The sequence below is a fragment of the Fibrobacter sp. UWP2 genome (assembly GCF_900141705.1).
GTDB lineage: Bacteria > Fibrobacterota > Fibrobacteria > Fibrobacterales > Fibrobacteraceae > Fibrobacter.
In genome coordinates this window covers 40,635-63,835 of sequence record NZ_FQYM01000009.1, presented here as the reverse complement: position 1 = coordinate 63,835, position 23,201 = coordinate 40,635, and the positions used below count along the sequence as shown (strand labels likewise).

Genomic DNA, 23,201 nt, shown 5'->3' with positions numbered 1-23,201 from the left:
TCAAAAGGTTATTTATGCAGATCAAGACCCTCCTCGTTACCCTTGCCACCGCAGCCTCCGTTTTTGCCCAGGACGCCGCGCAGGCCGAACAGCCCAGCGCCCTCGCCAGCTTTATGCCGCTCATCCTCCTCTTTGTTGTGATGTGGCTCTTCTTTATTCGCCCCAAGAACAAAGAGATGAAGCAGATGGACGCCATGCGCAAGGCCCTCAAGAAGGGTGACCGCGTCATGACCACCGCAGGCATCGTGGGCGTCGTGACGAACCTCGAAGAAGGCACCAACAACGTCACCGTTCGTACCGCCTCCACCACGCTCATTGAATTCGACAAGTCCGCCATCCTCCGCGTGCTGAACGTCGAAGCCAAACCCGAAGAAAAGAAGTAATCGGTACAAGGTAGACCATGGCGATTCTCCCCATCCGTATTTACGGCGACCCGGTGCTCCGCAAAAAGTGCGAGCCCATCACCGAGATTACCCCCGAGCTCCGTCAGCTCGCGCAAGACATGCTCGAGACCATGTACGACGCTCCGGGCTGCGGTCTCGCCGCCCCGCAAATCGGCAAAAACATCCGCCTTGTGGTGATCGACACCGCAATCCCCGGCGAAGAGGATCCAAAGCCATACATCATGTTCAACCCGGAGTGGGAACCCGAAGAGGACGCCAAGCCCACCGACTACGACGAAGGCTGCCTGTCGCTTCCGGACATTTTCTGCAACGTGGTGCGCCCCGACAAGGTGTGCGTGCGATTCTTCGACATCAACGGCGAGCCGCAAGAAATCCATAACTGCGAAGGGCTCTTTGCCCGCTGCATCCAGCACGAAACGGACCACCTGAACGGGGACCTGTTTGTCGACAAGATTTCGACGGCGGACCGGACCCTGAACCAGTCCAAACTTCGCAAAATGGCCAAGGAAACGCAGGCCAAGCTGAAGAAGAAATAGCTCTTAGCCGGAGTCTTGGGTGTTTACGCTCCGGAGCATAGTTTCAATCGCAATGATTTCGTCAACGGCACTGTGCGCTGCCGACGATTTTGAGTTGCCCGACGAAATCGAGAGCGTCCAGCCCGTAGACACGATCCCGTCCTCCAGCAGCGCCCAAACCGAAGAACCCGCTGCCCCGGTGAACTTTGCGCCAATAGAAGCCTCGAGCGTCTCGGACGCCCCCAGCACAAGGCAAGGCTCCATCCAAGCGGCACGCCCAGCCGAAATCGTCGCAAAAAAAATACCGTCCGCCCTGAACCGCCCGGTACGCGTGGGAGTCTACACCGACGTCAAGGAACTCTTTGTGAAGCTTGACGGCAACGAAATCCACATTAGTGCAAGCGCCAGCAAGCTCAAGGTTTCAAAGGGCAAAGACAAGCCCAAAACCGAGAGCAGCTACCAGTTCAAGCAAAGCGGGCGTTGCACGAACATCGCCCCCGACAAAAAGACACTGAACACCTCCTGCTTCCCGGGCGACTTCAAGATTCTCGCCAAGGGCAACGTCCTCACCGCCATCAACATTGTCCCGGTAGAGCAATACCTGCGCGGCGTCATCCCCTACGAAATCGGCAAGCTCGACAGCAGCCGCTTTAGCGCCCTCGAGGCGCAGGCCATAGCCGCGCGCACCTACGCCTACAAGCACTTTGGCAGCCGCGAATCCGTGGGGTTCGACATTTATGCCGACACCAAGGACCAGGTCTACAAAGGACTCCACAGCGCAACCCCGCTCACCGACAAGGCAGTCAAAGAGACCGCGGGCATCGTGATGACCTACGGTGGCGAATTCATTATCGCCTACTACCACTCCACCTGCGGAGGCGAAACCGAGACTCTCGCCACCTGGGGCCGTGACGACCTCCCCTACCTGCAAAGCAAACCGGACCTCCGCCCCGATGGTACCCCCTGGTGCAACGAGTCCAGCTACACCAACTGGGAACGCAAATTCAGCGACAAAGAAACCGCGAGCCTGTTCAAGCAAAACGCCAAGGAAACCAAGGCCTCCATCACAAACTTTAACGAAGTCCAAAGCATCTCCATCTTGGATACGCTCAAGAGCGGTCGCATATTGACCCTCGAAGTCACTACAGACAAAGGAACGTACCAAGTCGTAGGCGACAAGGTCCGCTGGCTGTTCAAAAAGAACGGCAGCATCCTCCCCTCCAGTTTTTTCCGCATTGGCCACGACGAAGGCGGTTGGATCATTCGCGGCAAAGGCTTCGGTCACGGCGTCGGGCTCTGCCAAATGGGCGTGCGCGCCCGTGCCGCCGCAGGCCAGAACTTCGCCGAGATCCTCACGCACTACTACCCGGGAATCACGCTGGAGCGCTTTGAAAAATGAACGGCGCCACCCCCCAGCAAATCTACGTTTTGAGCCAGGGCTGTGCCGCGAACTTTGGTGACGGCGAAAAAATCGCGAGGGCTTTGCAGGCGCAACACCCCAATGCCGAGATCCTCTTTGAAATACCGGACAGGGCTATGGAGGCTCCTTCCGGTTTACGCCCCCTGTCTAAAACGACCTTTTACTTGAACGTGTGTACGGTCAAGGGGAACGCGGGCGCCATCAAACTCTTACGTTCCGTCCACGAAAGTTTTCCACAGGCCGCCGTCTACATCACGGGCTGCGCCCCCAAGGACTTTGTAGCCGAGGCGACCCGCGTTTGGAGCGGCATCCAGTTCACAAGCCTGCACGAAATTGAATTGCGGCAACCTGCAAAAGTGCTCTCCACGGGACCGCGACCCGCGCGCGTGCTGCGCGAATCGCCGTACGTGGGCATCGTGAACATCGAGGAAGGCTGCCTGGATGCCTGCGCCTTTTGCAGCACGCACCTTGTCAAAGGCAAGCTCAAAAGTTTTGAAGCTGGCGCCATCGTGGAGCAGGTTCAAAAGCTCGTTGGCGACGGTTGCCTCGAAATCCAGCTCAGCGGGCAGGACTGCGCCTGCTACGGATTCGACTTCGGCACCAACCTCGCCGAGCTCGTGCAAAACATTTTGGTGCACGTCCCAGGCAATTACAAACTGCGGCTCGGCATGGGGAACCCGCGGCACGTTTTGGGCTACCAAGAAGCGCTCCTTGACTGCTTTACCGACGAACGGGTGTACCAGTTCATCCACCTGCCCGTGCAAAGCGGGAGCGACCGCGTTCTAAAACTCATGAACCGGAGGCACAGCGTTGCCGACTACCGGCAACTGGCGGAATCCTTTGCCAAGCGGTTCCCGCTGTTCACGCTCAGCACCGACCTCATTGTGGGCCACCCCGGCGAGACCCCCGAGGACTTCGAAGAAACTTTGCAATTGCTCAAAGAAACGCGCCCGACCGTCTGCAACATCACCCGCTTTGTCGCGCGTCCGGGAACACCCGCCGCAAAACTCGACGGGCAAATCCCCGATGCGCTCAAGCACGAGCGTTCTGCACGGCTGTTCGAAGCCTTCCAGCAAATTGCCCTCGAAAACAATCGAAAGTGGGTCGGTAGCCAGTGTACCGTAGTCACCGAAAAGTGCGGCCACCGGCCTGGCACCACCATCGCCCGGAACACCGCCTACCGTCCCGTTGCCCTCGCGGGCGAATTCCCCGCGGGTCAAAGGCTGCAAGTCCGCATTGAGGGCGCCGAGCCCTTCGCGCTCACCGCCTCTGCACTCTAATAAAAAAAGGGCCGCTTGCGCAGCCCTTTTTTAAATTCTTCAATTCTAGGATTACTTTGCCTTGGCGCGACGGTAACCGCGGCGATAAGTCTCGGTCGAACGCATGAACGGCATGTTCATGATGGTCGGAGAGGTGCCTTTAGCCATGTAGCAGTACTCGTACTTTTCCATCACGACAGTGACCTGGTAAATGTACGGACCAGTTGCCAACTGGCGGCCATCCTGGGAAACAGGGTACACCTTGATGTTGGCAAGCATGGCGCCCGTACCACCATAAAGCGGGTGAGCATCATCGCAACCAGCAACCTTAACACCCGTTCCCAAAGCCTTTGAGAAGTCTTCGTCGGTCACAGACTTGTTGAACTGGTTCACGAAATTGCCCAAATGGTCGAACACGCGGATATTCACGCGGAACGGCTGAGACGTAGCAAAGGAGAAGCTCGTGCAGCTTTCGCTGCTGGCGCTGCCCTTCTTGCCGGCACCGTCGTTGTAGCACAATGTAGTCCCCGAGCCAGCGTTCAAACCAGCCACATTGCTTGCTGTCACAGGAACTTCACCAGCCTTCGTCTTGACCGACGTCGGCAAGCCACCGTTCTGACCGGACTTCATCATTTCATCGGCATTGTCCACAGCCCAGGTCAACGGGTTCTGACCAGGAACTGCCGGAATCGAGACCAGGACCAAGTCAGCAGTCTGGTCTTCCTTAAGGCCGTCACTGCCAGCAGCATTCGTCAACTTTTCAGACTGTTCTGAGAAATCGGGACGGGAAATGCCCGGACCATCGGGAATAAGTTCCACAACGGCAACAGCCGTATACTCAATGCTAGCCCAGTCTTCGAGCGGGTCGAAGCCTTCCACAGCTTTACCGGTCGAAGAAGTGACGTTGTAAGTCATCTTGCTACTCCAAGCCATCAACTGATTCCAGACTTCAGTCGGAATGGCGCCGTCATCGTTGGACTCATCCAGGCCTTCGGTGGTACCAGCCACGTTAAAGGCAATCAAGTCACCGCCCAACAAACCGCCATCCACTGGGGTGTAGGAGCCGTCGGCATTCATGGCGACCAGCTGGCCATCGAACTGGTAAAGAACACCATCGGCACCCTTGTCGACACCATCGCTAAAGGTCGAGGGAATATAGCCATAGACCACTTGAGTTTTTTTGCCCGTGTTGGGGTCAGTCACTTCGCGGACAATGACCATCGCAGGAGTTTGAGTAGCAGCAGAATTACGGAGCGCTTCAACAGTTGTAGGATTCAAGGTAGTGTTCAAGAATATGCTGTTCGTCACCTTACCGTCATCATCCACCTTCACCACGGCTTCGCCCACAGCCGGCTGGCCATAACGGGACTTGGCAAGCTCCGAAAGCGTCGAGTGAATCTTCATGTTAGAACCATCGGTCTGGCGGTCTGCGTAGAAGAAGTGCAAATGGTGCCAAGAGCCGTTCTTCCACTGGCCATCGGCGGGGTCACGGTCGCAGTTCTGGTTTTCACCCGTCTGGTCGGCAAGAGGCTGACCCGGCAGGCATCCGTGGGACCAAGACGAAAGGTAGTCCATGTCGGCCTTACCCGAAGCAGCCAAGTGCGTACCACCCAGGTCCACCACAAGGACGCCGTCCACAAAGATCCACATGTCGTCGTCACCGGTAAATTCAAAGACTTCCTTGCCGCCCTTGTTGTACTTGAACTTGGCATAGCCCATCATGGTGAAGTTGTAGTTGCGGAGATGGCGGGAACCAACAGTTCCGTTTGCACCCGCAGCAATAGAGGCTGCCATCGGGGTCTTAGGACCGCCATTGGCCTTCCAATCGGAGCACAGCTGAGCCGTGGAGGTACCCATGTAGTCTTTTTGAGAGCCCGCCCACAGGTACTGATACGGCGGGCAGAAAATGGAGAGGGACTGCGGACCGAACTGGCAGGGGGTGCTAAAGGCGCACTGGCCGCCGGTAAACTGGGCCACCCAGTTGTTGTTGGCATCGACGACATCGAGCGGGAAGTAACCACCGTTGTTCCAGTTGTAGTCGATTTCAAAGGTGTTCTTGGTGCCAGCGACCAACGGCAACTGGAGAACCGTGTTCATACGCGTATTGATGTTGGACTGCTGGAGGCTGTTGCCCGCGGCATCGTAGTCGGCGTACCACTGGTCAAAGTACTGGTTGTCGCACGCCATACGGGCACGGCTAATGACCGGCTCGTACATCATGTCGTCGCCAAGTTCGGGTTTAAAAGTCAAGTACTGGTTGACCATGCCCGGGGTCACGAGCACCGGCTTCGACCAGTCCTTGCTGCAAGAGGTCATTTCGTGTTCGTAGCCTCTCTGCTTTTTGCCCCCGCAGTCGAACTCACCATAAAAGGCCTTTTGGCCGGTCGCAGAAAGCTTGGTCTGCAGGTAAGTGGGCAACTGCGACGGGATACCCGGGTTCATGGCAATCGGGTAAGCGTCCGTACCAATGTAAATACCCAAAGCGGAGTTGTCGCGACCATTACCGGGGTCGGCGTTGGCGCAGCCCCATGCGGCGTCGGCACGCTTCTGCATCCAGGTTGTGTCGTCCCTATAGCCCGGCGACGTCCAAGAAGCGTTGAGGTTTACCGAAGCTTCTTCGTAAAAGTTTTCAAAGTCAGGGTGAATCACCTGGAAGTCGCGGACCACGATGTCCAGTTCGGCACACTGTTTTCCCTTGTCTTGCGGACTTGTACAATCCACAGTGGACTTAGCAAAAACATTCGTTACACCGAAAGCCAATCCGGCCATCAATAGAGTCTTTTCGATTTTCATATAATCCAATCTCCACCTATATTATATAGGATCCAAATATACCCCTTAAATATAAACCAAAATCGGCATTTTAAGTTCTTATTTTTTTGAAAAAACTATGTAAAAAGGGGTTTTGCGCGTTTTCCGTGACATAAAACATGAAGTTTTGGGTAAATTTGAACCATGAATTGGTCACTATTGTTCACTATCGCCATAGCCCTGATTCTTTTGAGGGTGTTTTGGCTCCACATCAAGGCAAACAGCGCCAAAACGGAATCGTTCCAAAGGCTCCCCGCCAAAGACAAAATGGCGGTACTCAAGGAGTGCCTGCTGAACAGCCCTGCGGAGCTGAACCTGCAAAATCTCAAGGAATTCTGCGACGGGCAGGGCCTCCCCTTTGACGCCGACGGGTACCGCCCGTTCATCAAAAAACAACTGGACCTGGCCAAGACGATGGCGAACTACGTGGAATGCGACGCCCTCTACGTGCAGGCTTGCGCCTACATTGACCAGCTAAAGCCCATGGAATTCGCCGAGGCCGAGACCGCCTTTAAAAACGGGGACCAACGGACCTACGTGGAGCGCTCCCTGGAGGGCATCTCGAGGCTCTACTCCGACAAGGCCATCGAAGAGGCGCTGACCGCGCTTACTCCCGCCTACCCCAAAGCAAACAAGCTTCTCGAAAGCTACCGCGAACTCGCCAAGGCATGCAACGAGAGCGGCGCCGAGGACGACGCCCTCGAAAAGCTCCGCAAGCAGCGCGACGCCTGGTTGGAAGACCTTCTCAGCATCGACCGATAACAGACAAACTAGCACGTCCGGTACGACCGCATACAAAAAAATCCCCGCCCGAAGGCAGGGACTAAATTGTTTATCGACGTAAAGACGCGAGCGGTCTCCCCGTGAGCCGTAATCGCCGATATTAATCGGCGATGGAGACGAGAGCGAGTGAGTATCCGAAGGTTCTACGCCAGAGACGTCGAACGAGCGGTATCCCCGTGAGCCGTAATCGCCGATATTAATCGGCGATGGAGACGAGAGCGAGTGAGTATCCGAAGGTTCTACGCCAGAGACGTCGAACGAGCGGTCTCATTAGAACCAGCGCCAGGTCAGACCAAAGAGCACCATGTTCTTGTACTGGGCATCCTCGTCCAAATCCTTGTCGTAGGCCATGTCGAAGCCAACCTGGAGCTCAATGAAGGGCATCAGCTGCACCGAGAGGAGGTTCTCCCACTTGCCGTCGATTTCGTCGGTACCTTCGAAATTCACAAACGCCCACAAGCGGCTGTGGAAGTTGACAACGTCAGAGAATGCGTACTTGACTTCGGTGATGGATTCCAAACCCGGTTCGTCCTTGAACTTTTCGAACTTCTCGGTATCCGGGTCGTCGGCAAAGCCGTAGCCATTAGAAATGGTCATACGGTTTGCAAAACCGATACGCTGGGAGAAGTTGTCGTTCGGGATGTAGGCGATACCGGCAACCTGCGTTTCGTAAGCCGGATCCATAAAGCTAGAAATAGCCGTCTTGACTTCGTCGCCGTTTTCGTCTTCGCTATAAGCGTAACCCTTCATTATCTGGGTTTCAAAGCGGTTGCCAATGTAGGGTTTGACCTGTTCGGTCATGTTGAAGTCGAGCATGGACTCCCAGAAGAGCTTGTCGGCGGACTTGCGGGTGCCAAAGCCCTCGGTCCACGTTTGACCGAGCTCGATGTCGACGAGGTTACGCCAGTTGGCGATTTTCCACTTGCCCTGAACGTCGGCATGGTAGGTCACGAGCCACATGGAGTTCGACGTACCGTCTTGCTGCCAGTTGTGGAAGTTGTAGTAGTTGTACTTGACAGCGGCAACCACGTCGGCAGTCCAGTTTTCGGGAAGAGCGCCCTCGAACATGCCTCCTTCTGCCATAGCAGGAGCGGCAAAAGCACAAGCGGCAGCACAAGCCATGAGAACTTTTTTGAGTTTCATATTATTCCTTTGTTATGGCCGTGGTCAACACCAGTAGGCCGAGTGTTAGTTAAAACCTAATATAATCATTTTTCCGGGCCAAGTGAAGTCCCCCTGGGCGGCTACACCTTCCATTCGCAGAAGTTTTTGAGCATGGCAAGACCCACTTCGCCACTTTTTTCTTGGTGGAACTGGCTTGCCACTAGGTTGCCATTGCCAATGAGCCCCGAAAAAGTCTGTGTGCCGTAGGTCGTCTCGGCAAAACTGTACTCCGCTGGGACCTGCGGGAAATACGAGTGCACATAATAGAAGTCGCAGCCACTGCGGATCCCCTTCATAATCGGGTGCTCGCGAGTGAAATTCACCTGATTCCAGCCCATGTGCGGGATCTTGAGGCCGGGCTCGTCCTTGAAGCGGACCGCCTTGCCAGGCAAAAGCCCGAGGGTTTTGACACCTCCATCCTCTTCGCTCTCTTCCAAAATGATCTGGCAACCAATGCAAATGCCAAGCACCGGGTTCCCCGCCTTGACCACCATCCTAATGGCTTCGCCGATGCCCGTGCGGGTAAGAGTCTCCATGGCCGATGCGGCGGCACCCACACCCGGGAATATCAGGCGAGTGGCCTTGGCAATCTCCTCGGCGTCGTCGCTCACCTTGGCGTCCACACCAATGTGCCTAAGCGCGTTCATCACCGAAGTCAAGTTGCCAGCTTTGTAATCCACGACCGTTATAGACATAGGAACCTCTACTTTACGGCGTAAAAGATAGCTTTTTTTATTGCACGCACCACGGGTAGTTCACTTTGAGTTGCGGTCTGATGGTATCGGCAACCGCCGGGTAGTCGAGCGAGGCGTCCATCTGCATCACGCCAACTACGTTATCGGCAATGCGGGCATTCAAGTTCGCCACCATGTCCCAAATCTTGGAGTGACCGGTGCCCTGACCGCCCTTGTCGTAGCCGGCGTCGGCAAGGATTGGCTTGCCCGTGACCGCATAAATCTCTTGCCAGGTAGCCTTGTTGCCCGCACGAATTTTCGCATTGTTCGCCGCGGTCCCGCCGCCCGAGGTGCTGGCGTAGTCCACAAGGCTCATGTCAAAGTTGGAGTACCAAGCGGACTGGCTCGTTTCGGGCCAGTCCGAAATCCAGGGCGAAATGTCGATGGCAATCTTGGCGGCAGGCAAGTACTGCTTGATCGTCCCCACGATCTGCGCAAAGTAAAGCCCCATCTCGGCATCGGGGATGCCACCGCCAATCTGCGCCTTGCCGGAGTCGGCAAGCGAGCGCTGCCTGGACCCCGTCTCGGAATACTGGTAAAAGTCCGGCTCAATAAGCCAAATCGTCTCGTAGGTATCGGGATTCTGGTCCAGGAAAACCGACAGTTGTTCCCTCATACCGGAGGCGTACGTCGCATAACGCGTCAAAATGGAATCAAAGAAGAACTCGCGGATGATGTTCGCCCCGTGGGTGCAAAGGCTGTTCGGGTGTTCCTCGTCAATCATGTCGCAGTCCACAAGACCATTGTCCTTGCCAAACTCCGCAATCACGTAGGCGTAAATCATGGGCGTTGCATGCACCTTCACGCACATCTCGACCATGCGCTTTTCAAACTCATTGTACCAGTCATTGTCGCCGAGCCACACTGCAATGTAGTCGAGGCCGTCATAGGTTTCCTCTTCTTCGTGGGCGGCCTGCCAGGCGGCCCCCATGTTGAACTGGCACGGGTTAAAGCCCGGCGTGTGCGGGAGCACCTCTTTGCGGGCAAAAAAGCCGTTTTCGCACTCAAAATAAGATTTGCCCGCCACTTCCCAAATAAACTGGCCTTCCACATCACAAGGTTGCAGCACCTGCTGCGGGTCGTCCACATCGACCGGGGTCGTCGCCGTATCGGCGGCGGCTGGGGTTCCTGTTTGCGCGGTTTCGTTAGAACTTGTCGCGGAGCTATCTTCCCCGCAACCCAAAAGCAAATTCACCCCAGCAAATAAGGCAATCGCACAAAGACGGCTTTTCATAAGTCTCCTTTTGTTAGCCATGCACATCCAAACACTGGGGCAAAGATAGTTATTCTGGATTCAAAGCCGAGTGACGGCGCTTGTAGTCAGCCAGCTTTTGGTCATAATAGTGCGCCTTGACCCTTAAGCCCTCGGCAGAGAGGTCAAAACCGAACGAGAAGCCCATGGTCACAAGGGCACCCAAAAGAATGCCGCCGCCAACACCGCGGCAAATTTTGCCCTGGTCCTCGTCCTCGAGCATGAACCCGGCAGCGAGAGTCCCCATTCCCGCAACGCCCACACCCACGGCGACCCAGGTAAGCACTTTCGAGACCGCGTGCTTGTGCTTTTGTTCCTGGCGGTACTTGAACGCCTCGACCTCGTAATACTTGAGGCTGTCGGGGTCGGCCGGTTGAACCACCGCCGAATCCGGCGCCATCGCAGGTTCAGCAGGTTCGGTCACCATAGAATCCGCCGAAGCTGTAGAAGCCTGGGCAGCAAAAGGGACCGTAATCTGTTCGGCAGAGGAATCGGGAACAACAAAGGGGACCATGGCCGCGCCAGCCTCGGCGGCATGCGCAAAGGCGAGCGTTGTCAAAAGGGCAAATAAAAAAACAACCGGTTTCATTTGTTTTGAAATCTAGCAAAAAACTACGCGTCCTGCTCCAAAAAGTCGAGCGCCTCGCCCGCCAAAGCCACGCAGCGGTTGCAGGGGATAACCGCCGTCGGGCGGATTTCCTTGCAGCGGGCGACGCCCTTGGCTCCTTCACGGAAGAACTGCTCAATGGCATCGGCATGGTCCGGCTGCAAAAGCTTCGCCATGTGAAGCGCCCCGCAAAGTCCGTCCGGAGCGCGGCCACCCGAAAGCCCCTTGAAAGGCGCCGCATAAGCCACCGACTCCTCGTCCGACTTGCCGTGAGCCCGCGCATAGCCATAAGCTACCGACATCGCGCAGTTACCGCGCTTGTCTGCATGGAATGTTTTTGCTAACTCGGCGATGGACATATTTCCTCCGAAGGATGGATGATTCAATCGCACAATATAAAAAAAAGACCCTGCGAAAATGCAGAGTCTTTATAAAATTCAAAATTTGTTTTTGAATTACTTGTCAGTAAGCACTGCTACACCAGGCAAGGTTTTTCCCTCAAGAAGTTCGAGGGAAGCGCCACCACCCGTAGAGGTGTGGGTCACCTTCTTGTCGGCACCGTACTTCTTGGCAGCCGTAGCGGTATCGCCACCACCGATCACGGTGATTGCGCCGGCAGCGGTAGCTTCGACGATAGCGTCGGCCATAGCCTTGGTAGCCTTTTCGAAGGCTTCGAATTCGAACACGCCTGCAGGGCCGTTCCAGACGATGGTCTTGGCGGACTTGATAGCGTTCACGAAGAGCTTGGTGGATTCAGCGCCCACATCGAGGCCCATCCAGCCAGCCGGAATGCCTTCGGCGTCAGAGACAGCCTTCGTGGCAGCGTCGGCAGCGAACTTGTCGGCAGCGATGTAGTCGACCGGGAGGATGATTTCCTTGCCGGCAGCCTTGGCCTTGGCCATCAGATCCGGAACGAGCTTGGCGCCTTCTTCGTCAAACAGAGAAGAACCGATTTCGATGTTGTTCAAAACCTTCTTGAAGGTGAAAGCCATGCCACCGCCGATGATGATCTTGTCGGCCTTGTCGAGGAGGTTGTTGATGAGCTGGATCTTGTCGGCGACCTTGGCACCGCCGAGGATGGCGAGGAACGGACGCGGAGGATTGTTGAGCACCTGGTCGAATGCCTTGAGTTCCTTGTTCATGAGGAAACCGGCGGCACGCTGCGGAAGTTCAACACCAGTCATGGAGGAGTGGTCGCGGTGAGCGGTACCGAAAGCGTCGTTCACATAAACGTCAGCGAGCTTGGTGAGGCTTGCACGGAAGGCCTTGACGGCTTCCTTGTCGGCCTTTTCCTTGGTTTCGGTGCCATCGGCGTTCTTGATCTTGCGCTTGCCTTCTTCTTCGATGTGGAAGCGGAGGTTTTCGAGGAGGATGATTTCACCCGGCTTGATAGCGGCGCAGGCGGCTTCGACTTCCGGACCCACGCAGTCGGAGAGGAACTTCACCGGCTTCTTGATGAGTTCTTCGAGCTTCTTGGCAACCGGAGCGAGCGTGTACTTCATGTTCTTTTCGCCATTCGGACGGCCGAGGTGGGAAGCGAGCACGACTGCTGCACCGTGATCGAGAGCGTACTGGATGGTCGGGAGGGCGGCTTCGATACGCTTGGTGTTGGTGATTTCGCCAGTCACCTTGTCCTGCGGAACGTTGAAGTCAACACGGATGAACACGCGCTTGCCGGCGAGTTCGAGATCTTCGATAGAGAGCTTTGCCATTATGGATTCCTCTTTTAGGGTTAAAATTTACGGGCTAAAAAGTAGAAATTTTTACAAGAAAAACACCTTAAATATGTAATTATGGTTGACCTTCATCAAAAACAGGCGATGAAAACACTCAAAATCCTTATTTTTTTAAACATTTGGCTTTTTTTTTATATATTTCCTAGAAAATTAGTCCTTTTGGAGTAATATGATGAATCGTAGCATTTTTATGGCAATCTGCCTCTCCGCGGCCGCAGCCTTTGCTGGCCCCTATGATATTGACGAATTTACCGCACAGGACGTCGGCACCCCCGACGAATACATTACTGCCGAATTCGGCGGCGAACTCAAGGTCGCTCCGGTAAACGAAGTCTCCTCCCTGCAAGAGGGACGCCTGGTTGTGCGTCAAAAATTCGAGGACCCGTTCGGTGAATCCGAAACAGCCTACCAGCTATACCAGGGTGGCGCAGGCGACCTCAGCTCCATGACCGCCCTCTCCGTTCCCGACGGAGCCTCCTATGACGACATCGTCAAGGCAAAGCTTTACAAGCGCCGCGGCATGGACGCCGGCGAGGACTTCGAAAAAGTGTACTTTGACGGCAAGTCCGTCTATATCCCAAATCAATCCAGCGCCATCGCATTTGTCGCGGGCGACGCCGTTGAACTGAAGGGCGACGCCCCGGTTGCCGAAGAGGCCGCCCCCGTTGCCGCAGCCGCCCCCGCCGCCGAGGAAGAATGCGACGAGTACGATCCGGACTGCGAAGACGAAGAAGAAGACGAAGATTATGATGTCGCAGGCAACCTCGACAAGACGAATGCCGAAGCCGACGAACGCGACAACTCCGCCGACGACGCCGCTTATGACGCCAGCGAAAACGCTACCGACCGTTTCGGTATCGCCGACGAAGTCCGCTTCTGGAGCGCAGTCGCCCTCTCTGCCATCGCCGCTACCAGCGCCGTGCTCGGCATTCTCGAACACATGGAAGCCAACAAGGCCGGCGACGCCTACGACGAACTCGACGATGTCCACGACCAGCTTTACGGCAAAATTCTTCAAGCCTGTTCCGACAACGCCCCAGAATCAGTCAGTTCCTGCGTAGCTGCCATGAGCTACTACAACCTGACCGGCGGTTCCAACTACTCGTTGAAGACCCTCGAAAAGCGCATGGACACCAACAAAAAGACCCAGGATTCCCACGCCACGGCGCGTAACATTTGGTTCGGCGTGACGGGTGTGACCCTGACCGCCGCCATCGTCCTCTTTGTATGGTAATCGAAGCCGGCAAAATCTGCATCAAGGACCTGCAGTTCAACTGCATCATCGGCACCCTCCCCTACGAAAGGGAAAAGGAACAGCCGATTGTTTTGAACGTCGCCCTCTGGTTGGATTTTGCACAGGCCGCCCGTAACGAGGACCTGGCCCACTCCATAGACTATGCCCAGTTAGCGGAGGACCTCCAGGGGTTCATCCGCCACTCGCAGTTCCAGCTCGAAGAGACTCTCGTTTTCGAGACAGCAAAGCACATTCTAAACAACTACCCCAAGGCGCTCATGGCCGAGGTCACGGTGCGCAAGCCCCAGGCAATACCCAACTGCGCCGGGGCTGAATCTTCCATCCGTATTAAACGGTAACGTAGCCGGGGCGTAACGCTCTCACCCATCAAGAATACGTCCTGTAACGGATAGCCTCGGAGAGGTCCGTTATTTCGACGTTAACGGCATTCCGCAAGTCGGCGACGGTCCTTGCCACCTTGAGCAGGCGGTAATAGCCGCGGGCGCTCAGGTTCATTTTATCGGCAGCGGATACAGCAAACCGTTCCGTGGGAGCATCCATGGCGGCAGCCTTGCGCGCCCACTCCGACGTCATCTCGGCATTCGACTTGAAGGGCAGGTCCGCAAAACGACGGCGCTGGAGTTCGCGCGCGGCGCACACCCGCTTGCGGATGGCCGCCGAGGACTCGTTCTCCTTGCGGCCCACAAACAGGCTGGCGTCGACCGGGGGCACGCTCACCTGGATGTCGATGCGGTCAAGGAGCGGCCCCGATATTTTTTCGCGGTAGCGCTTGCGGGCGTCGGGCAAGCAGGTGCAGACCCGCTTGGGGTCCATCGCAAAACCGCAGGGGCAAGGGTTCATGGCGGCACCCATCATAAAGCGCGCCGGCCACACCACAGTCCCGCTCGCACGGCTCACCGAAACGGAGCCGTCCTCCATGGGTTCGCGCAACGCCTCGAGCACGCACCGGTTGAACTCAGGGAGCTCGTCCAGGAACAGCACGCCGTTGTGCGCGAGACTCGCCTCGCCGGGAGCGAGGCGAGAGCCGCCGCCCACCAGCGACACCATGGACGCAGAATGGTGCGGCGACCGGAACGGGCGAACCAACACGGGGCGAAATACGGCAGAATCGCCCGCCCGCCTCGCGCACGAATGGATACGCGTCGTCTCCAAGATTTCCTCGTCCGTCATGTCGGGGAGGATCCCCGGCAGGCAGCGCGCGCAGAGCGTCTTGCCAGCGCCCGGGGAGCCAACGAGGAGGAAGTTGTGGGCGCCGGCAGCCGCCACTTCTAAAGCTCTTTTTACGCCTTCCATCCCAATGACGTTCTTAAAATCGGGGACGTCGTATACCGCAGCCGCTGAATCACGCTTGATTCCCGACGCCACCTGGATGGCAGAATCCCCGCCGCTTTCCAAAACTTCGACGCACTCCTTCAAAGTATCGGCACAAATAAAACGGAGACCTTCCACCAGCGAAGCCTCCTGGCAATTCTCTCGCGGAATCACCAAGACGCTCCCGTCCTTGAGCAAGCTCATCGCCATGGACAGCACCCCTCGCACAGGCTTCATCAAGCCGTCCAACGAGAGTTCGCCAACAAAGACATACCGGTCCAGGTGAGGAAAGGAAACCTCACCTGTCGCGACCAGCAACCCAACAGCCAGTGGAAGGTCCAAAGCACTCCCCTCCTTGCGCAAATCCGCGGGCGAAAGGTTCACCGTCGTACGGAAACCCGTCACCACCTTCCCCACCGAGCGTATGGCCGAGACGACTCGCTCGCGGGACTCCCTCACGGCACTATCGGGGAGGCCTACCAAGGTGAACCCGGGCAGGCCCTGGGCTGCATCCACCTCAACACTCACAGGCACAGCCTTGATGCCGAACAAACAGTAAGAACGGATTCGCTTGAACAAGGTGGACCCGCTAGGCGACCGCCGCCTGGAACTTCTCGAGCACGCAGTTCTCGATGTGTTCCTTCAGCTGGCGCGTAATCGGGTTACAAAGACTGCGGAAATCTTCGCCCTTGTAGAACGGGTCGTTCGGGTAGCCCACAAACAAACCGTTCTGGCCGTCCATCACGCGGAGCCCGCGAATGACCATCTGGTCGTTCAGCACAATCTGGGCAATGCCCTTCATGTGCCCCAGGTTCGGGCCCTCCTTGAAAGGCCACACGCTGACCTGCGTCACGGCAAGGCAATCAAAGGCGGAAGACTTCGCCTTTTCGGGTTCAACTTTAGTTTCTGTTGCATTCGTTTCAGCCATAAGGCCTCCTATATTATTGTTATTACCCAGGCGAGTCCAAACATTGGCTCTGTAACCTTCGGCACTTTGTATTTGCAAAAGCCGTGCCAAAAGCGGAAACGCCTATTTTAAACAAATTCTGCAGTTTTGTCCCCATTGCTTGCTGTCTAAAAAGTGTCCACAAGTGTTCGGGCACTTTTTTAACGGACACATATTCTTTTATATTAGGGCTATGCTTTTAAAACCGAACATGAACTGGGAAAAGAACCAGGGAATCGCGCTCCCCACCGTCTTGGCGGAGACCTCCGTCAACAACGACTTTTTTGAAGTGTCCTTTACCGTCGAGGAGCCGCTGGACTGCTTCCGCGCCGAGGTCATGGAAGACTCCGGCCGCAGCTGGGAAGACTCCTGCGTCGAGGTGTTTTTGCAAAACCCCACGAACCCCGCCGAGTACTTCAACTTCGAGGTGACCAGCCGGGGATTTTTGTTGGCGGCACGGGGTACCGGGCGCGAGAACCGCACCCTGTTGGAGACCACCGACCTTTCGAGGGTCGTACGGGAAAAACAGCTCGCCAGCGTCGTCGGAGACTTTATCAGTTGGGGGATGAAACTTTCCATCCCCGCAAGTTTGTTCGGGATGAACTCGTTCGAGGGTGTACAAATCCGAGGGAATCTCTACAAGTGCGGCGACAAAACAAAGACGCCCCACTACCTGAGCGCCTTCACGATAGAAACAGAAAAGCCGGATTTTCACCGGCCTGAATTCTTCGATATCCTGATTTAGGCTACTTCATCTTGATTTTCATCTCGAAAACGACGCGGCCCGTGTCGTCCTCGATCTTCATGTAAGTCGCGCCCTTGTTGTCGGCACGGAAGATGGTGACTTCCTGGCCTTCGCGGGTCTCGCCAAGGAAATGCACCTCGAGCATCGACGGCAGGCACACTTCCAAATCGCTGGCGCTAAACACGTTCAACGCGAGCTTGATGTATTCGATGTTGTTCATGTGGTGCGACATGTCGATGTGCTGCGGGAGCACGCGCTGGCGGTAAACCTCGGCATAGCCTTCGGGCGGCACGTCGAACTTGGTGAACTTGCCGTCCATGAACGCCTCGGGGAACCCCTCCGTCGGGAAGTCCACCGCACTGAGTTTCATGGGGCGGTGGCGTTCCAGGTCAAGGCAGCAAGCCTCCTGCACCGCCAAGATGATGGGCTCGCCCTCGGGCGTGGTGATTGCCGTATTCTCGTCGGTACGGATAAGCGAGTTATTCGCCGGGAAGGAGGTCGTCACCACCTTCTCGCTCCAGTACGGACGTTCAAAGAACTTGAACTTCGCCTTTGAAATGGCCCAGTAGCCGCCCTTCTCCTTCACAAAAAAGTTGTCTTGCTTGATGGCGCCAAAATTCTCGGTAAAGTTGTCCTGAACCATGAGCACCGTCTGGGCGATGCCCATCTTGCCCGAAACGTCAATGTACGCCGACGTGATGGTACGTGGTTTCTGGAATACTAAAGGATTCTTTGATAATTCGTAAATGTCTATCATGTTTTTAATCTATAATTTTTTTTACTATTAAGAACAAGGAAATTCCATGTCTACCGTCATTCTCTTCAACAAGCCGTTTGGCGTACTGAGCCAGTTTACGCCCGAATCGGGACACCCGGCGCTCGACAGCTTCGGCTTCCCTGCGGGCGTATACGCGGCAGGCCGTTTGGACCATGACAGCGAAGGCGCCTTGCTGCTTACAGACAACGGGAAACTCATCAAGAAATTGCTCGATCCCAAGTTTGAACACCCGCGTACTTACTTGGCACAGGTAGATGGACAAATTACCGAAGAGGCCGTTCGCAAGCTCGCTAAAGGTGTAGACATCAAAGGCTATCACACTAAGCCCTGCAAAACAGAAATTGTTGAAGCCCCAGACTGGATTTGGGAAAGGGTTCCGCCCGTCCGCTTCCGCGCGAACATTCCCACCAGCTGGGTACGCCTCACCCTCATCGAGGGTAAAAACCGACAGGTCCGCCACATGACGGCAGCAGTGGGTTTCCCGACGCTGCGCCTAATTCGAGTGCAGATAGGAAAAATTCCCCTGGGTGACTTGCAACCAGGGGAATGGAAAATTGTTACTGATAAAGTAATTTAATTACTAGATTAGGCCTTCGAAGAAGTTATTGCCTTTGTCATCCACGAGGATGAAGGCGGGGAAGTCCTTGATGGTGATCTTGCGGATGGCTTCCATGCCGAGTTCCGGGAAAGCCACGATGTCGTTCGAAAGGATGTTCTGTTCGGCGAGGATGGCTGCCGGACCGCCGATGGAGCCGAGGAAGAATCCGCCGTACTTCTTGCAGGCGTCGGTCACGTCCTGGCTGCGGTTGCCCTTCGCAACCATGATCATCGAGGCACCCTTGCTCTGGAAGCGCATCACGTACGGGTCCATGCGGTTAGCCGTCGTCGGGCCGAAGCTACCCGTCGGCATGCCAGCCGGAGTCTTGGCCGGGCCGGCGTAGTAAATCGGGTGGTCAGACACGACCTTGAGCACGGTCTTTTCTTCGTCGGTGAGTTCTTCGCCGCGTTCCTGCTTGTCGAAGATTTCGGCAATCTTCGCGTGAGCCATGTCGCGGGCCACAATCATCGTGCCCTTGAGGCTGAGGCGGGTCTTCACCGGATACTTGGTGAGGTCGGCGAGCACTTCCTTCATCGGGCGGTCAAGGTCGATTTCAACTGCCGGAGCGAGGTTCACGGCGTTGCCTGCCGGAATGTAGTTTTCCGGATGGTGTTCCATCTTTTCGAGCCAGAGACCGTTCTCGTCAATCTTTGCCTTGATGTTGCGGTCGGCAGAGCAGCTCACGCCGATAGAAACCGGGCAACTTGCAGCGTGGCGCGGAGCGCGAATCACGCGCACGTCGTGCACCAGGTACTTGCCGCCGAACTGGGCGCCAATGCCCGTCTTCTGGCAAATGTGCAGAACCTTTTCTTCCATTTCGAGGTCGCGGAAAATACGGCCGCCTTCGGAACCGCTGGTCGGAATATCGTCGAGATAGCCGCAGCTAGCGAGCTTCACCATGTGCGTGTTCATTTCGGCAGAGGTTCCGCCAATCACAATCGCGAGGTGGTACGGAGGGCATGCCGCAGTACCCAAGGTCTTCACCTTTTCGGCGAGGAACTTTTCCAAGGACTTCGGGTTGAGGAGCGCCTTGGTCATGGGCCAGTAGTAAGTCTTGTTGGCAGAGCCACCGCCCTTCGCCACAAAGAGGAACTTCATCTCGGCGCCTTCTTCGGCGTGGATGTCGATCTGGGCAGGCAGGTTGCAACCGGTGTTCTTTTCTTCGTACATCGTGAGCGGTGCAATCTGGCTGTAGCGCAGGTTCTTGGTGGTGTAGGCGTTGTAGATACCTTCGGAAATCGCTTCGGCGTCGTCGAAGCCCGTCCACACCTGCTGGCCCTTGTGGGCAACGCAGATTGCCGTACCGGTGTCCTGGCAGAACGGGAGGATGCCCTTGGCGGCAACGCAGGCGTTCTTGAGCATGGTGAGGGCGACAAACTTGTCGTTGTCCGAAGCTTCCGGGTCCTGCAAAATCTTTGCGACCTTGGCCGTGTGGGCCGGGCGCAGGCAGAATTCCACCTCTTCGAAAGCCGCCTGGGCGATTTTCGTGAGGGCAGCCTTCTCGACCTTGAGAATCTTCTTGCCTTCGAACTCGGCGACGGAAACGCCTTCCTTGCCGAGGTTCACATATTCAGTTTTGTCTTCGCCGTGCTGAACGGTCGCTTCGTATTTGAATGCCATAACATTTGCCTTTTTGGTTTGTCGTTACAGGGGGAAAGATATAAAAAAGAACCACACCCTGTTTTTTATCAAAGAACAGCATATCAAAAAAATTTTTTATGACGATGCGCCCAAAAAAAGCGATTTAAGGCATTTTTTTTAGAATCAAGGGCTTTTTTTTCACTTTTTTTAAATTTTTTTAACCGAACCGCCCCCCGAAGTGTTATCTTTAAGGTGATTTTTAACAAACCATCAAAGAGGAATGTACTATGATGAAGAAGATTTTAATGGCAACAGTCGTTGCCGCTGCTGTTGCCTTCGCCGCTCCGGCTGCTAAGGCCGCACCTGCCGCCAAGGCTGCCCCGGCCAAGACCGAAGCCGCTCCGGCTGCCGCCCCTGCCGCTGCTCCGGCTGCTGCTCCTGCCGCTGCTCCTGCCGCTGCCCCGGCTGCTGCTCCTGCCGCCGCTCCGGCTGCTGCTCCTGCCGCCGCTCCTGCCGAAGCCGCTGCTGCTCCTGCTGCCGCCCCGGCCGACACCGCCAAGAAGGCTGAAGAAGCCGCCCCGGCTGCCGCTCCTGCCGAAGCCGCTGCTGCACCGGCCGACTCCGCCAAGCCCGCTGAAGCCGCTGCCGCCCCGGCCGACTCCGCTGCCCCGGTAGCCGCCGCTGCTGACACCGCCAAGGCCGACACCGCTGCCGCCGCCGAAGTCCTCGAAAAGAAGGAAGAAGCCCCGGTAGACAGCGCCGCCCTCGCCAAGGCCGAAGCTGACAAGAAGGCCGCCGAAGAAGCTGCCAAGGCTGAAGCCGCCGAGACCGCCAAGGCCGAAGGCGAATCCCAGGGTGCAACCGCCAGCTCCACCATCATGGAAAACCCGTGGGAATTCCTGATCGTGTCTGCCGCTTTCGTGGCCTCCGTTCTCGTGATCATCTTCACTGGGGACTGATTCTAGGCTAGCGCCGAACAAGTTTAAAGACCCGACCGCAAGGCCGGGTCTTTTTTTGCATTGAAACAAACTTAGGTCCAAGCAAATCAAATATCGCCGGAGCTAAAGCCAAGCGATTCTTCGAGCCAATTGTCGGTTCGCATAACCGCAAGGCGACTCTGGTACGCTTTTCGACCGGCGATAAACTGAGCCCATTTTACAACCAACGTCGAAAGTACGCCCAAGTGCCGCAACATAGGCATCAACGTAGGTGGCAAATTGCGTTTGAGCACATCGTCTTCAAAGCAGGCGTAATGGCTCGCGCTGCCAGGGTCCCCTTGGCGCGCCGCGCGCCCAAAGAGCTGACGGTCTATTCTGGATGAAGGGTTGCACTCGGTGGCTATAACATGCAACCCACCCAACTTTCGCACTTTTTCATCAATCTTAATATCGGTCCCGCGGCCAGCCATATTCGTCGCCACCGTGACAGCATCCAATTTGCCCGCCTCGGCAATAATGGCGGCCTCCTCTTCACTGCGCACGGCGTTAATGATCCGACAGCTGAGACCAAGCTCCGTTATACGTTCCCCAAGAATTTCACTCTCGTCAATATTCTTGGTTCCAATCAGCACTGGGCGCCCCATTTTGTGGTAACGGACGACTTCGCGGACAATGGCGTCCCGTTTTGCCTTCTTGGTGGAATACGCCTTGAGCACGCCGACCTTGCGCAAGCACTTGCGATGGTTGGGAATGCACACCACAGGGGCTCCGTATATAATTCCTGTACAGGCGGAAGAACCGCTGGAAACTCATGCGGGCTTCGGTTTCCTTGAGCCCAGACACCTCGAGCCCCTCCTTAATCTCTATCATTTGATGCAAGCCGCCATTCCACGAACGCATGGGCATTTTACGACCCGTAGACTCGTCCACAATAACGACCTTGCCTTCTTCGATTACATATTGCTGTCCGTTCAAGAACAAAAATTTTTTTTCTTACGTTTTCATAAATTGCAACCAAAAATTTACATCTTTTTTGCTTTCGAAAAAAACAAAAAAGCCCGACCGCAGCCGGGCTTTTTTCAAATCAGCGTAACGGATTTTACTCATGCAGCGCCGCTAGTACGCGACATAGCACAGCACCCGCATAGAAGCGGTCACCGACATTTTTGTGCCGGCGGCAGCACCATCTTTGCAACCCTTCGGGCTAATGTTCAAGGAATAATCTATCGTGTATTCTTCGCCGTCTATATCCAGAAGAACTCCATCAGACTGGGCACCGCAAATCATTTGGCAATTCACGGCATCAGAGGGGTATTGAACTACAACTGTTTGCGCTGTCGGGAATGCCTTGGAAGAATCGGAAGCCGATTTGGATAAAACAATATCGACTTGGTCCGGATCAACTACACCGACTCCTTCACATGCGTAAGTTTGCACTGTTTTATCTTCATTGGTCACGACGACTTTTGAAGCCACCTTTTTCTTATGCATGGCACTAGTCGCCGTAAGTGAAGCGGAGGCTCCAGTACCTGTAATGGAGACTCCTTCAAAATCAGTGGACCAATCATACGAAATAATTGGAGATTTGGACTCTGCGACCACATTCCAGGTAATAACATCACCCGGCTTGGCGGCAGCCTTGTCGGCCTTGCAAGACGAAATAGTAATCGGCTCGCCCTGGACTTGCAGCGGACTACAGGTAATGGCGTTGCCATCTACAGAAAGCTGCGCTGTTACGACTCCCGATTTAGAATAACGTAGATTCACAGTGCTTAACCCGTTTCCTTGCAACGACTTGCCGTCATCAAACGTCCACACGAATGGAGCCAAGATTTGGTCAAATACGTCGCCCGAGGAACGCGTGAAAACCCATGAGGCCATGCTGTCGCGCTCGACAATCGGACTTTGCGGGCCGCATTTTCCATTAACCAAATTGGTGGGTTCGTTCAAAATTTCCTCGGAACTCACGGTTTCAGTCTTTTTGGAAGACGACGAAACTGCGGGTTTTTGAGTGGACGAGGAGCTTTTAGGCGTCAATGCAGAGGACTTGCCGACATCTCCAGTGGCGGACGACGCATTTGTTCCTGGTTCGGCCGATGACGGAATAGACTCCGAAGATCCCTCTACAAGGACGTCTGCGGAACTGACCGGCTGTTCTGCAATCGGGGAATCACCCGGAGAAGACTCCGAAGGGGAGTCCGACCCACAGGCATAAAAACCGGTACAAAACCCCATTAAAACAGCACTTTTTAACAAAAAACTTTTTTTAAACACTCTCATAGGAATGAATATAAAAAAAAGAGTCGTTTTTAGTCCGTATTAGTCCGTTTTTTTTTCTTTCGTTTTTGACAAAAGCAGCTAAAA

The 23,201-nt window shown here is 55.5% G+C and carries 23 protein-coding genes and 1 pseudogene; 10 read left to right on the top strand and 14 right to left on the bottom strand.

Annotated elements, in window-relative coordinates; translation table 11 throughout:
* The first annotated feature begins 14 nt into the window (after positions 1–14).
* The 4 genes from yajC to BUB55_RS06315 are packed head-to-tail and all read left to right on the top strand — an operon-like array spanning position 15 to position 3,619.
* Positions 15–383 carry a preprotein translocase subunit YajC gene (gene yajC, locus BUB55_RS06330; RefSeq protein ID WP_083596911.1) on the top strand — a complete coding sequence of 123 codons (369 nt, stop codon included), beginning with the start codon at positions 15–17 and terminating at the stop codon, positions 381–383.
* Between the two features lie 17 nt (positions 384–400).
* Entirely contained in the window at positions 401–940 is a 540-nt protein-coding gene (gene def / locus BUB55_RS06325; protein ID WP_073189208.1) for a peptide deformylase, read from the top strand.
* Positions 941–992: 52 nt separating this feature from the next.
* Positions 993–2,318 carry a SpoIID/LytB domain-containing protein gene (locus BUB55_RS06320; protein WP_073189206.1) on the top strand — a complete coding sequence of 442 codons (1,326 nt, stop codon included), beginning with the start codon at positions 993–995 and terminating at the stop codon, positions 2,316–2,318.
* Positions 2,315–3,619, top strand: a complete 1,305-nt coding sequence (locus BUB55_RS06315) for a MiaB/RimO family radical SAM methylthiotransferase (RefSeq protein ID WP_073189204.1) — start codon at positions 2,315–2,317, stop codon at positions 3,617–3,619. Before BUB55_RS06320 ends, BUB55_RS06315 begins: the two co-directional genes overlap by 4 nt.
* Positions 3,620–3,670: 51 nt before the next feature.
* Here BUB55_RS06315 and BUB55_RS06310 read toward each other — a convergent pair whose 3' ends face one another.
* Positions 3,671–6,391 carry a fibro-slime domain-containing protein gene (locus BUB55_RS06310; RefSeq protein ID WP_083596910.1) on the bottom strand — a complete coding sequence of 907 codons (2,721 nt, stop codon included), beginning with the start codon at positions 6,389–6,391 and terminating at the stop codon, positions 3,671–3,673.
* 162 nt (positions 6,392–6,553) lie between these two features.
* On the opposite strand from BUB55_RS06310, the gene BUB55_RS06305 reads away from it, so the two are divergent.
* On the top strand, positions 6,554–7,171 hold the full coding sequence (locus BUB55_RS06305; protein WP_143152943.1) for a hypothetical protein: 618 nt from the start codon (positions 6,554–6,556) through the stop codon (positions 7,169–7,171).
* A gap of 291 nt (positions 7,172–7,462) precedes the next feature.
* Here BUB55_RS06305 and BUB55_RS06300 read toward each other — a convergent pair whose 3' ends face one another.
* The 6 genes from BUB55_RS06300 to pgk all read right to left on the bottom strand — a co-directional run bounded on the left by BUB55_RS06300 (position 7,463) and on the right by pgk (position 12,661).
* Complete coding sequence (locus tag BUB55_RS06300) at positions 7,463–8,335, bottom strand: DUF3078 domain-containing protein (protein WP_073189198.1); 873 nt, start codon at positions 8,333–8,335, stop codon at positions 7,463–7,465.
* A 101-nt stretch (positions 8,336–8,436) separates the two neighbouring features.
* The gene (gene hisH, locus BUB55_RS06295) at positions 8,437–9,051 is read right to left on the bottom strand and encodes an imidazole glycerol phosphate synthase subunit HisH (protein ID WP_073189196.1); all 615 of its coding nucleotides are present in this window, start codon (positions 9,049–9,051) and stop codon (positions 8,437–8,439) included.
* Between the two features lie 37 nt (positions 9,052–9,088).
* On the bottom strand, positions 9,089–10,324 hold the full coding sequence (locus tag BUB55_RS06290; RefSeq protein WP_073189194.1) for a hypothetical protein: 1,236 nt from the start codon (positions 10,322–10,324) through the stop codon (positions 9,089–9,091).
* A 49-nt stretch (positions 10,325–10,373) separates the two neighbouring features.
* Complete coding sequence (locus BUB55_RS06285; RefSeq protein WP_073189193.1) at positions 10,374–10,931, bottom strand: hypothetical protein; 558 nt, start codon at positions 10,929–10,931, stop codon at positions 10,374–10,376.
* Positions 10,932–10,954: 23 nt separating this feature from the next.
* Positions 10,955–11,308 carry a hypothetical protein gene (locus BUB55_RS06280; protein WP_073189191.1) on the bottom strand — a complete coding sequence of 118 codons (354 nt, stop codon included), beginning with the start codon at positions 11,306–11,308 and terminating at the stop codon, positions 10,955–10,957.
* Between the two features lie 96 nt (positions 11,309–11,404).
* Positions 11,405–12,661 (bottom strand): phosphoglycerate kinase, encoded by a 1,257-nt coding sequence (pgk, locus tag BUB55_RS06275; RefSeq protein WP_073189189.1) that lies wholly within the window; start codon positions 12,659–12,661, stop codon positions 11,405–11,407.
* A 196-nt stretch (positions 12,662–12,857) separates the two neighbouring features.
* Here pgk and BUB55_RS06270 point away from each other — a divergent pair, with 196 nt between their 5' ends.
* On the top strand, positions 12,858–13,919 hold the full coding sequence (locus BUB55_RS06270) for a hypothetical protein (protein ID WP_073189270.1): 1,062 nt from the start codon (positions 12,858–12,860) through the stop codon (positions 13,917–13,919).
* The gene (locus tag BUB55_RS06265; protein ID WP_234971826.1) at positions 13,913–14,278 is read left to right on the top strand and encodes a dihydroneopterin aldolase; all 366 of its coding nucleotides are present in this window, start codon (positions 13,913–13,915) and stop codon (positions 14,276–14,278) included. Before BUB55_RS06270 ends, BUB55_RS06265 begins: the two co-directional genes overlap by 7 nt.
* A gap of 28 nt (positions 14,279–14,306) precedes the next feature.
* Here BUB55_RS06265 and BUB55_RS06260 read toward each other — a convergent pair whose 3' ends face one another.
* Positions 14,307–15,830: a YifB family Mg chelatase-like AAA ATPase gene (locus BUB55_RS06260; RefSeq protein WP_073189187.1), complete on the bottom strand. Its 1,524-nt coding sequence runs from the start codon at positions 15,828–15,830 to the stop codon at positions 14,307–14,309.
* A 10-nt stretch (positions 15,831–15,840) separates the two neighbouring features.
* On the bottom strand, positions 15,841–16,179 hold the full coding sequence (locus BUB55_RS06255) for a SpoVG family protein (RefSeq protein ID WP_083596909.1): 339 nt from the start codon (positions 16,177–16,179) through the stop codon (positions 15,841–15,843).
* A gap of 211 nt (positions 16,180–16,390) precedes the next feature.
* Here BUB55_RS06255 and BUB55_RS06250 point away from each other — a divergent pair, with 211 nt between their 5' ends.
* Positions 16,391–16,942: a carbohydrate-binding family 9-like protein gene (locus BUB55_RS06250; protein ID WP_073189185.1), complete on the top strand. Its 552-nt coding sequence runs from the start codon at positions 16,391–16,393 to the stop codon at positions 16,940–16,942.
* Position 16,943: 1 nt separating this feature from the next.
* On the opposite strand, the gene BUB55_RS06245 is transcribed toward BUB55_RS06250, so the two are convergent.
* On the bottom strand, positions 16,944–17,699 hold the full coding sequence (locus BUB55_RS06245; RefSeq protein WP_073189183.1) for an acyl-[acyl-carrier-protein] thioesterase: 756 nt from the start codon (positions 17,697–17,699) through the stop codon (positions 16,944–16,946).
* A gap of 46 nt (positions 17,700–17,745) precedes the next feature.
* Between BUB55_RS06245 and BUB55_RS06240 the strand changes: the two genes are divergently transcribed.
* Entirely contained in the window at positions 17,746–18,297 is a 552-nt protein-coding gene (locus BUB55_RS06240) for a pseudouridine synthase (protein ID WP_073189181.1), read from the top strand.
* Between the two features lie 3 nt (positions 18,298–18,300).
* Here the strand turns inward: BUB55_RS06240 and BUB55_RS06235 are convergent, their stop codons facing one another.
* Positions 18,301–19,938 (bottom strand): fumarate hydratase, encoded by a 1,638-nt coding sequence (locus BUB55_RS06235; protein WP_073189179.1) that lies wholly within the window; start codon positions 19,936–19,938, stop codon positions 18,301–18,303.
* A gap of 248 nt (positions 19,939–20,186) precedes the next feature.
* On the opposite strand from BUB55_RS06235, the gene BUB55_RS14465 reads away from it, so the two are divergent.
* Entirely contained in the window at positions 20,187–20,858 is a 672-nt protein-coding gene (locus BUB55_RS14465) for a hypothetical protein (protein WP_200778519.1), read from the top strand.
* An 86-nt stretch (positions 20,859–20,944) separates the two neighbouring features.
* Here BUB55_RS14465 and BUB55_RS14570 read toward each other — a convergent pair whose 3' ends face one another.
* From BUB55_RS14570 to BUB55_RS06215, 3 genes and pseudogenes are all read right to left on the bottom strand, one after another.
* On the bottom strand, positions 20,945–21,598 hold the full coding sequence (locus BUB55_RS14570) for a preprotein translocase subunit SecA (RefSeq protein WP_143152942.1): 654 nt from the start codon (positions 21,596–21,598) through the stop codon (positions 20,945–20,947).
* Between the two features lie 112 nt (positions 21,599–21,710).
* A pseudogene (locus tag BUB55_RS14745) lies at positions 21,711–21,812 on the bottom strand (hypothetical protein); the annotation flags it as partial.
* Between the two features lie 141 nt (positions 21,813–21,953).
* Entirely contained in the window at positions 21,954–23,072 is a 1,119-nt protein-coding gene (locus BUB55_RS06215; protein ID WP_143152941.1) for a hypothetical protein, read from the bottom strand.
* Positions 23,073–23,201: the final 129 nt, after the last annotated feature.

What these genes read in the sequence shown, in the direction of transcription:
- yajC (WP_083596911.1), top strand. Translation starts at nt 15, where the DNA reads ATGCAGATCAAGACCCTCCTCGTTACCCTTGCCACCGCAGCCTCCGTT.
- def (WP_073189208.1), top strand. Translation starts at nt 401, where the DNA reads ATGGCGATTCTCCCCATCCGTATTTACGGCGACCCGGTGCTCCGCAAA.
- BUB55_RS06320 (WP_073189206.1), top strand. Translation starts at nt 993, where the DNA reads ATGATTTCGTCAACGGCACTGTGCGCTGCCGACGATTTTGAGTTGCCC.
- BUB55_RS06315 (WP_073189204.1), top strand. Translation starts at nt 2,315, where the DNA reads ATGAACGGCGCCACCCCCCAGCAAATCTACGTTTTGAGCCAGGGCTGT.
- BUB55_RS06310 (WP_083596910.1), bottom strand. Translation starts at nt 6,391, where the DNA reads ATGAAAATCGAAAAGACTCTATTGATGGCCGGATTGGCTTTCGGTGTA.
- BUB55_RS06305 (WP_143152943.1), top strand. Translation starts at nt 6,554, where the DNA reads ATGAATTGGTCACTATTGTTCACTATCGCCATAGCCCTGATTCTTTTG.
- BUB55_RS06300 (WP_073189198.1), bottom strand. Translation starts at nt 8,335, where the DNA reads ATGAAACTCAAAAAAGTTCTCATGGCTTGTGCTGCCGCTTGTGCTTTT.
- hisH (WP_073189196.1), bottom strand. Translation starts at nt 9,051, where the DNA reads ATGTCTATAACGGTCGTGGATTACAAAGCTGGCAACTTGACTTCGGTG.
- BUB55_RS06290 (WP_073189194.1), bottom strand. Translation starts at nt 10,324, where the DNA reads ATGAAAAGCCGTCTTTGTGCGATTGCCTTATTTGCTGGGGTGAATTTG.
- BUB55_RS06285 (WP_073189193.1), bottom strand. Translation starts at nt 10,931, where the DNA reads ATGAAACCGGTTGTTTTTTTATTTGCCCTTTTGACAACGCTCGCCTTT.
- BUB55_RS06280 (WP_073189191.1), bottom strand. Translation starts at nt 11,308, where the DNA reads ATGTCCATCGCCGAGTTAGCAAAAACATTCCATGCAGACAAGCGCGGT.
- pgk (WP_073189189.1), bottom strand. Translation starts at nt 12,661, where the DNA reads ATGGCAAAGCTCTCTATCGAAGATCTCGAACTCGCCGGCAAGCGCGTG.
- BUB55_RS06270 (WP_073189270.1), top strand. Translation starts at nt 12,858, where the DNA reads ATGAATCGTAGCATTTTTATGGCAATCTGCCTCTCCGCGGCCGCAGCC.
- BUB55_RS06265 (WP_234971826.1), top strand. Translation starts at nt 13,913, where the DNA reads ATGGTAATCGAAGCCGGCAAAATCTGCATCAAGGACCTGCAGTTCAAC.
- BUB55_RS06255 (WP_083596909.1), bottom strand. Translation starts at nt 16,179, where the DNA reads ATGGCTGAAACGAATGCAACAGAAACTAAAGTTGAACCCGAAAAGGCG.
- BUB55_RS06250 (WP_073189185.1), top strand. Translation starts at nt 16,391, where the DNA reads ATGCTTTTAAAACCGAACATGAACTGGGAAAAGAACCAGGGAATCGCG.
- BUB55_RS06245 (WP_073189183.1), bottom strand. Translation starts at nt 17,699, where the DNA reads ATGATAGACATTTACGAATTATCAAAGAATCCTTTAGTATTCCAGAAA.
- BUB55_RS06240 (WP_073189181.1), top strand. Translation starts at nt 17,746, where the DNA reads ATGTCTACCGTCATTCTCTTCAACAAGCCGTTTGGCGTACTGAGCCAG.
- BUB55_RS06235 (WP_073189179.1), bottom strand. Translation starts at nt 19,938, where the DNA reads ATGGCATTCAAATACGAAGCGACCGTTCAGCACGGCGAAGACAAAACT.
- BUB55_RS14465 (WP_200778519.1), top strand. Translation starts at nt 20,187, where the DNA reads ATGATGAAGAAGATTTTAATGGCAACAGTCGTTGCCGCTGCTGTTGCC.
- BUB55_RS06215 (WP_143152941.1), bottom strand. Translation starts at nt 23,072, where the DNA reads ATGGGGTTTTGTACCGGTTTTTATGCCTGTGGGTCGGACTCCCCTTCG.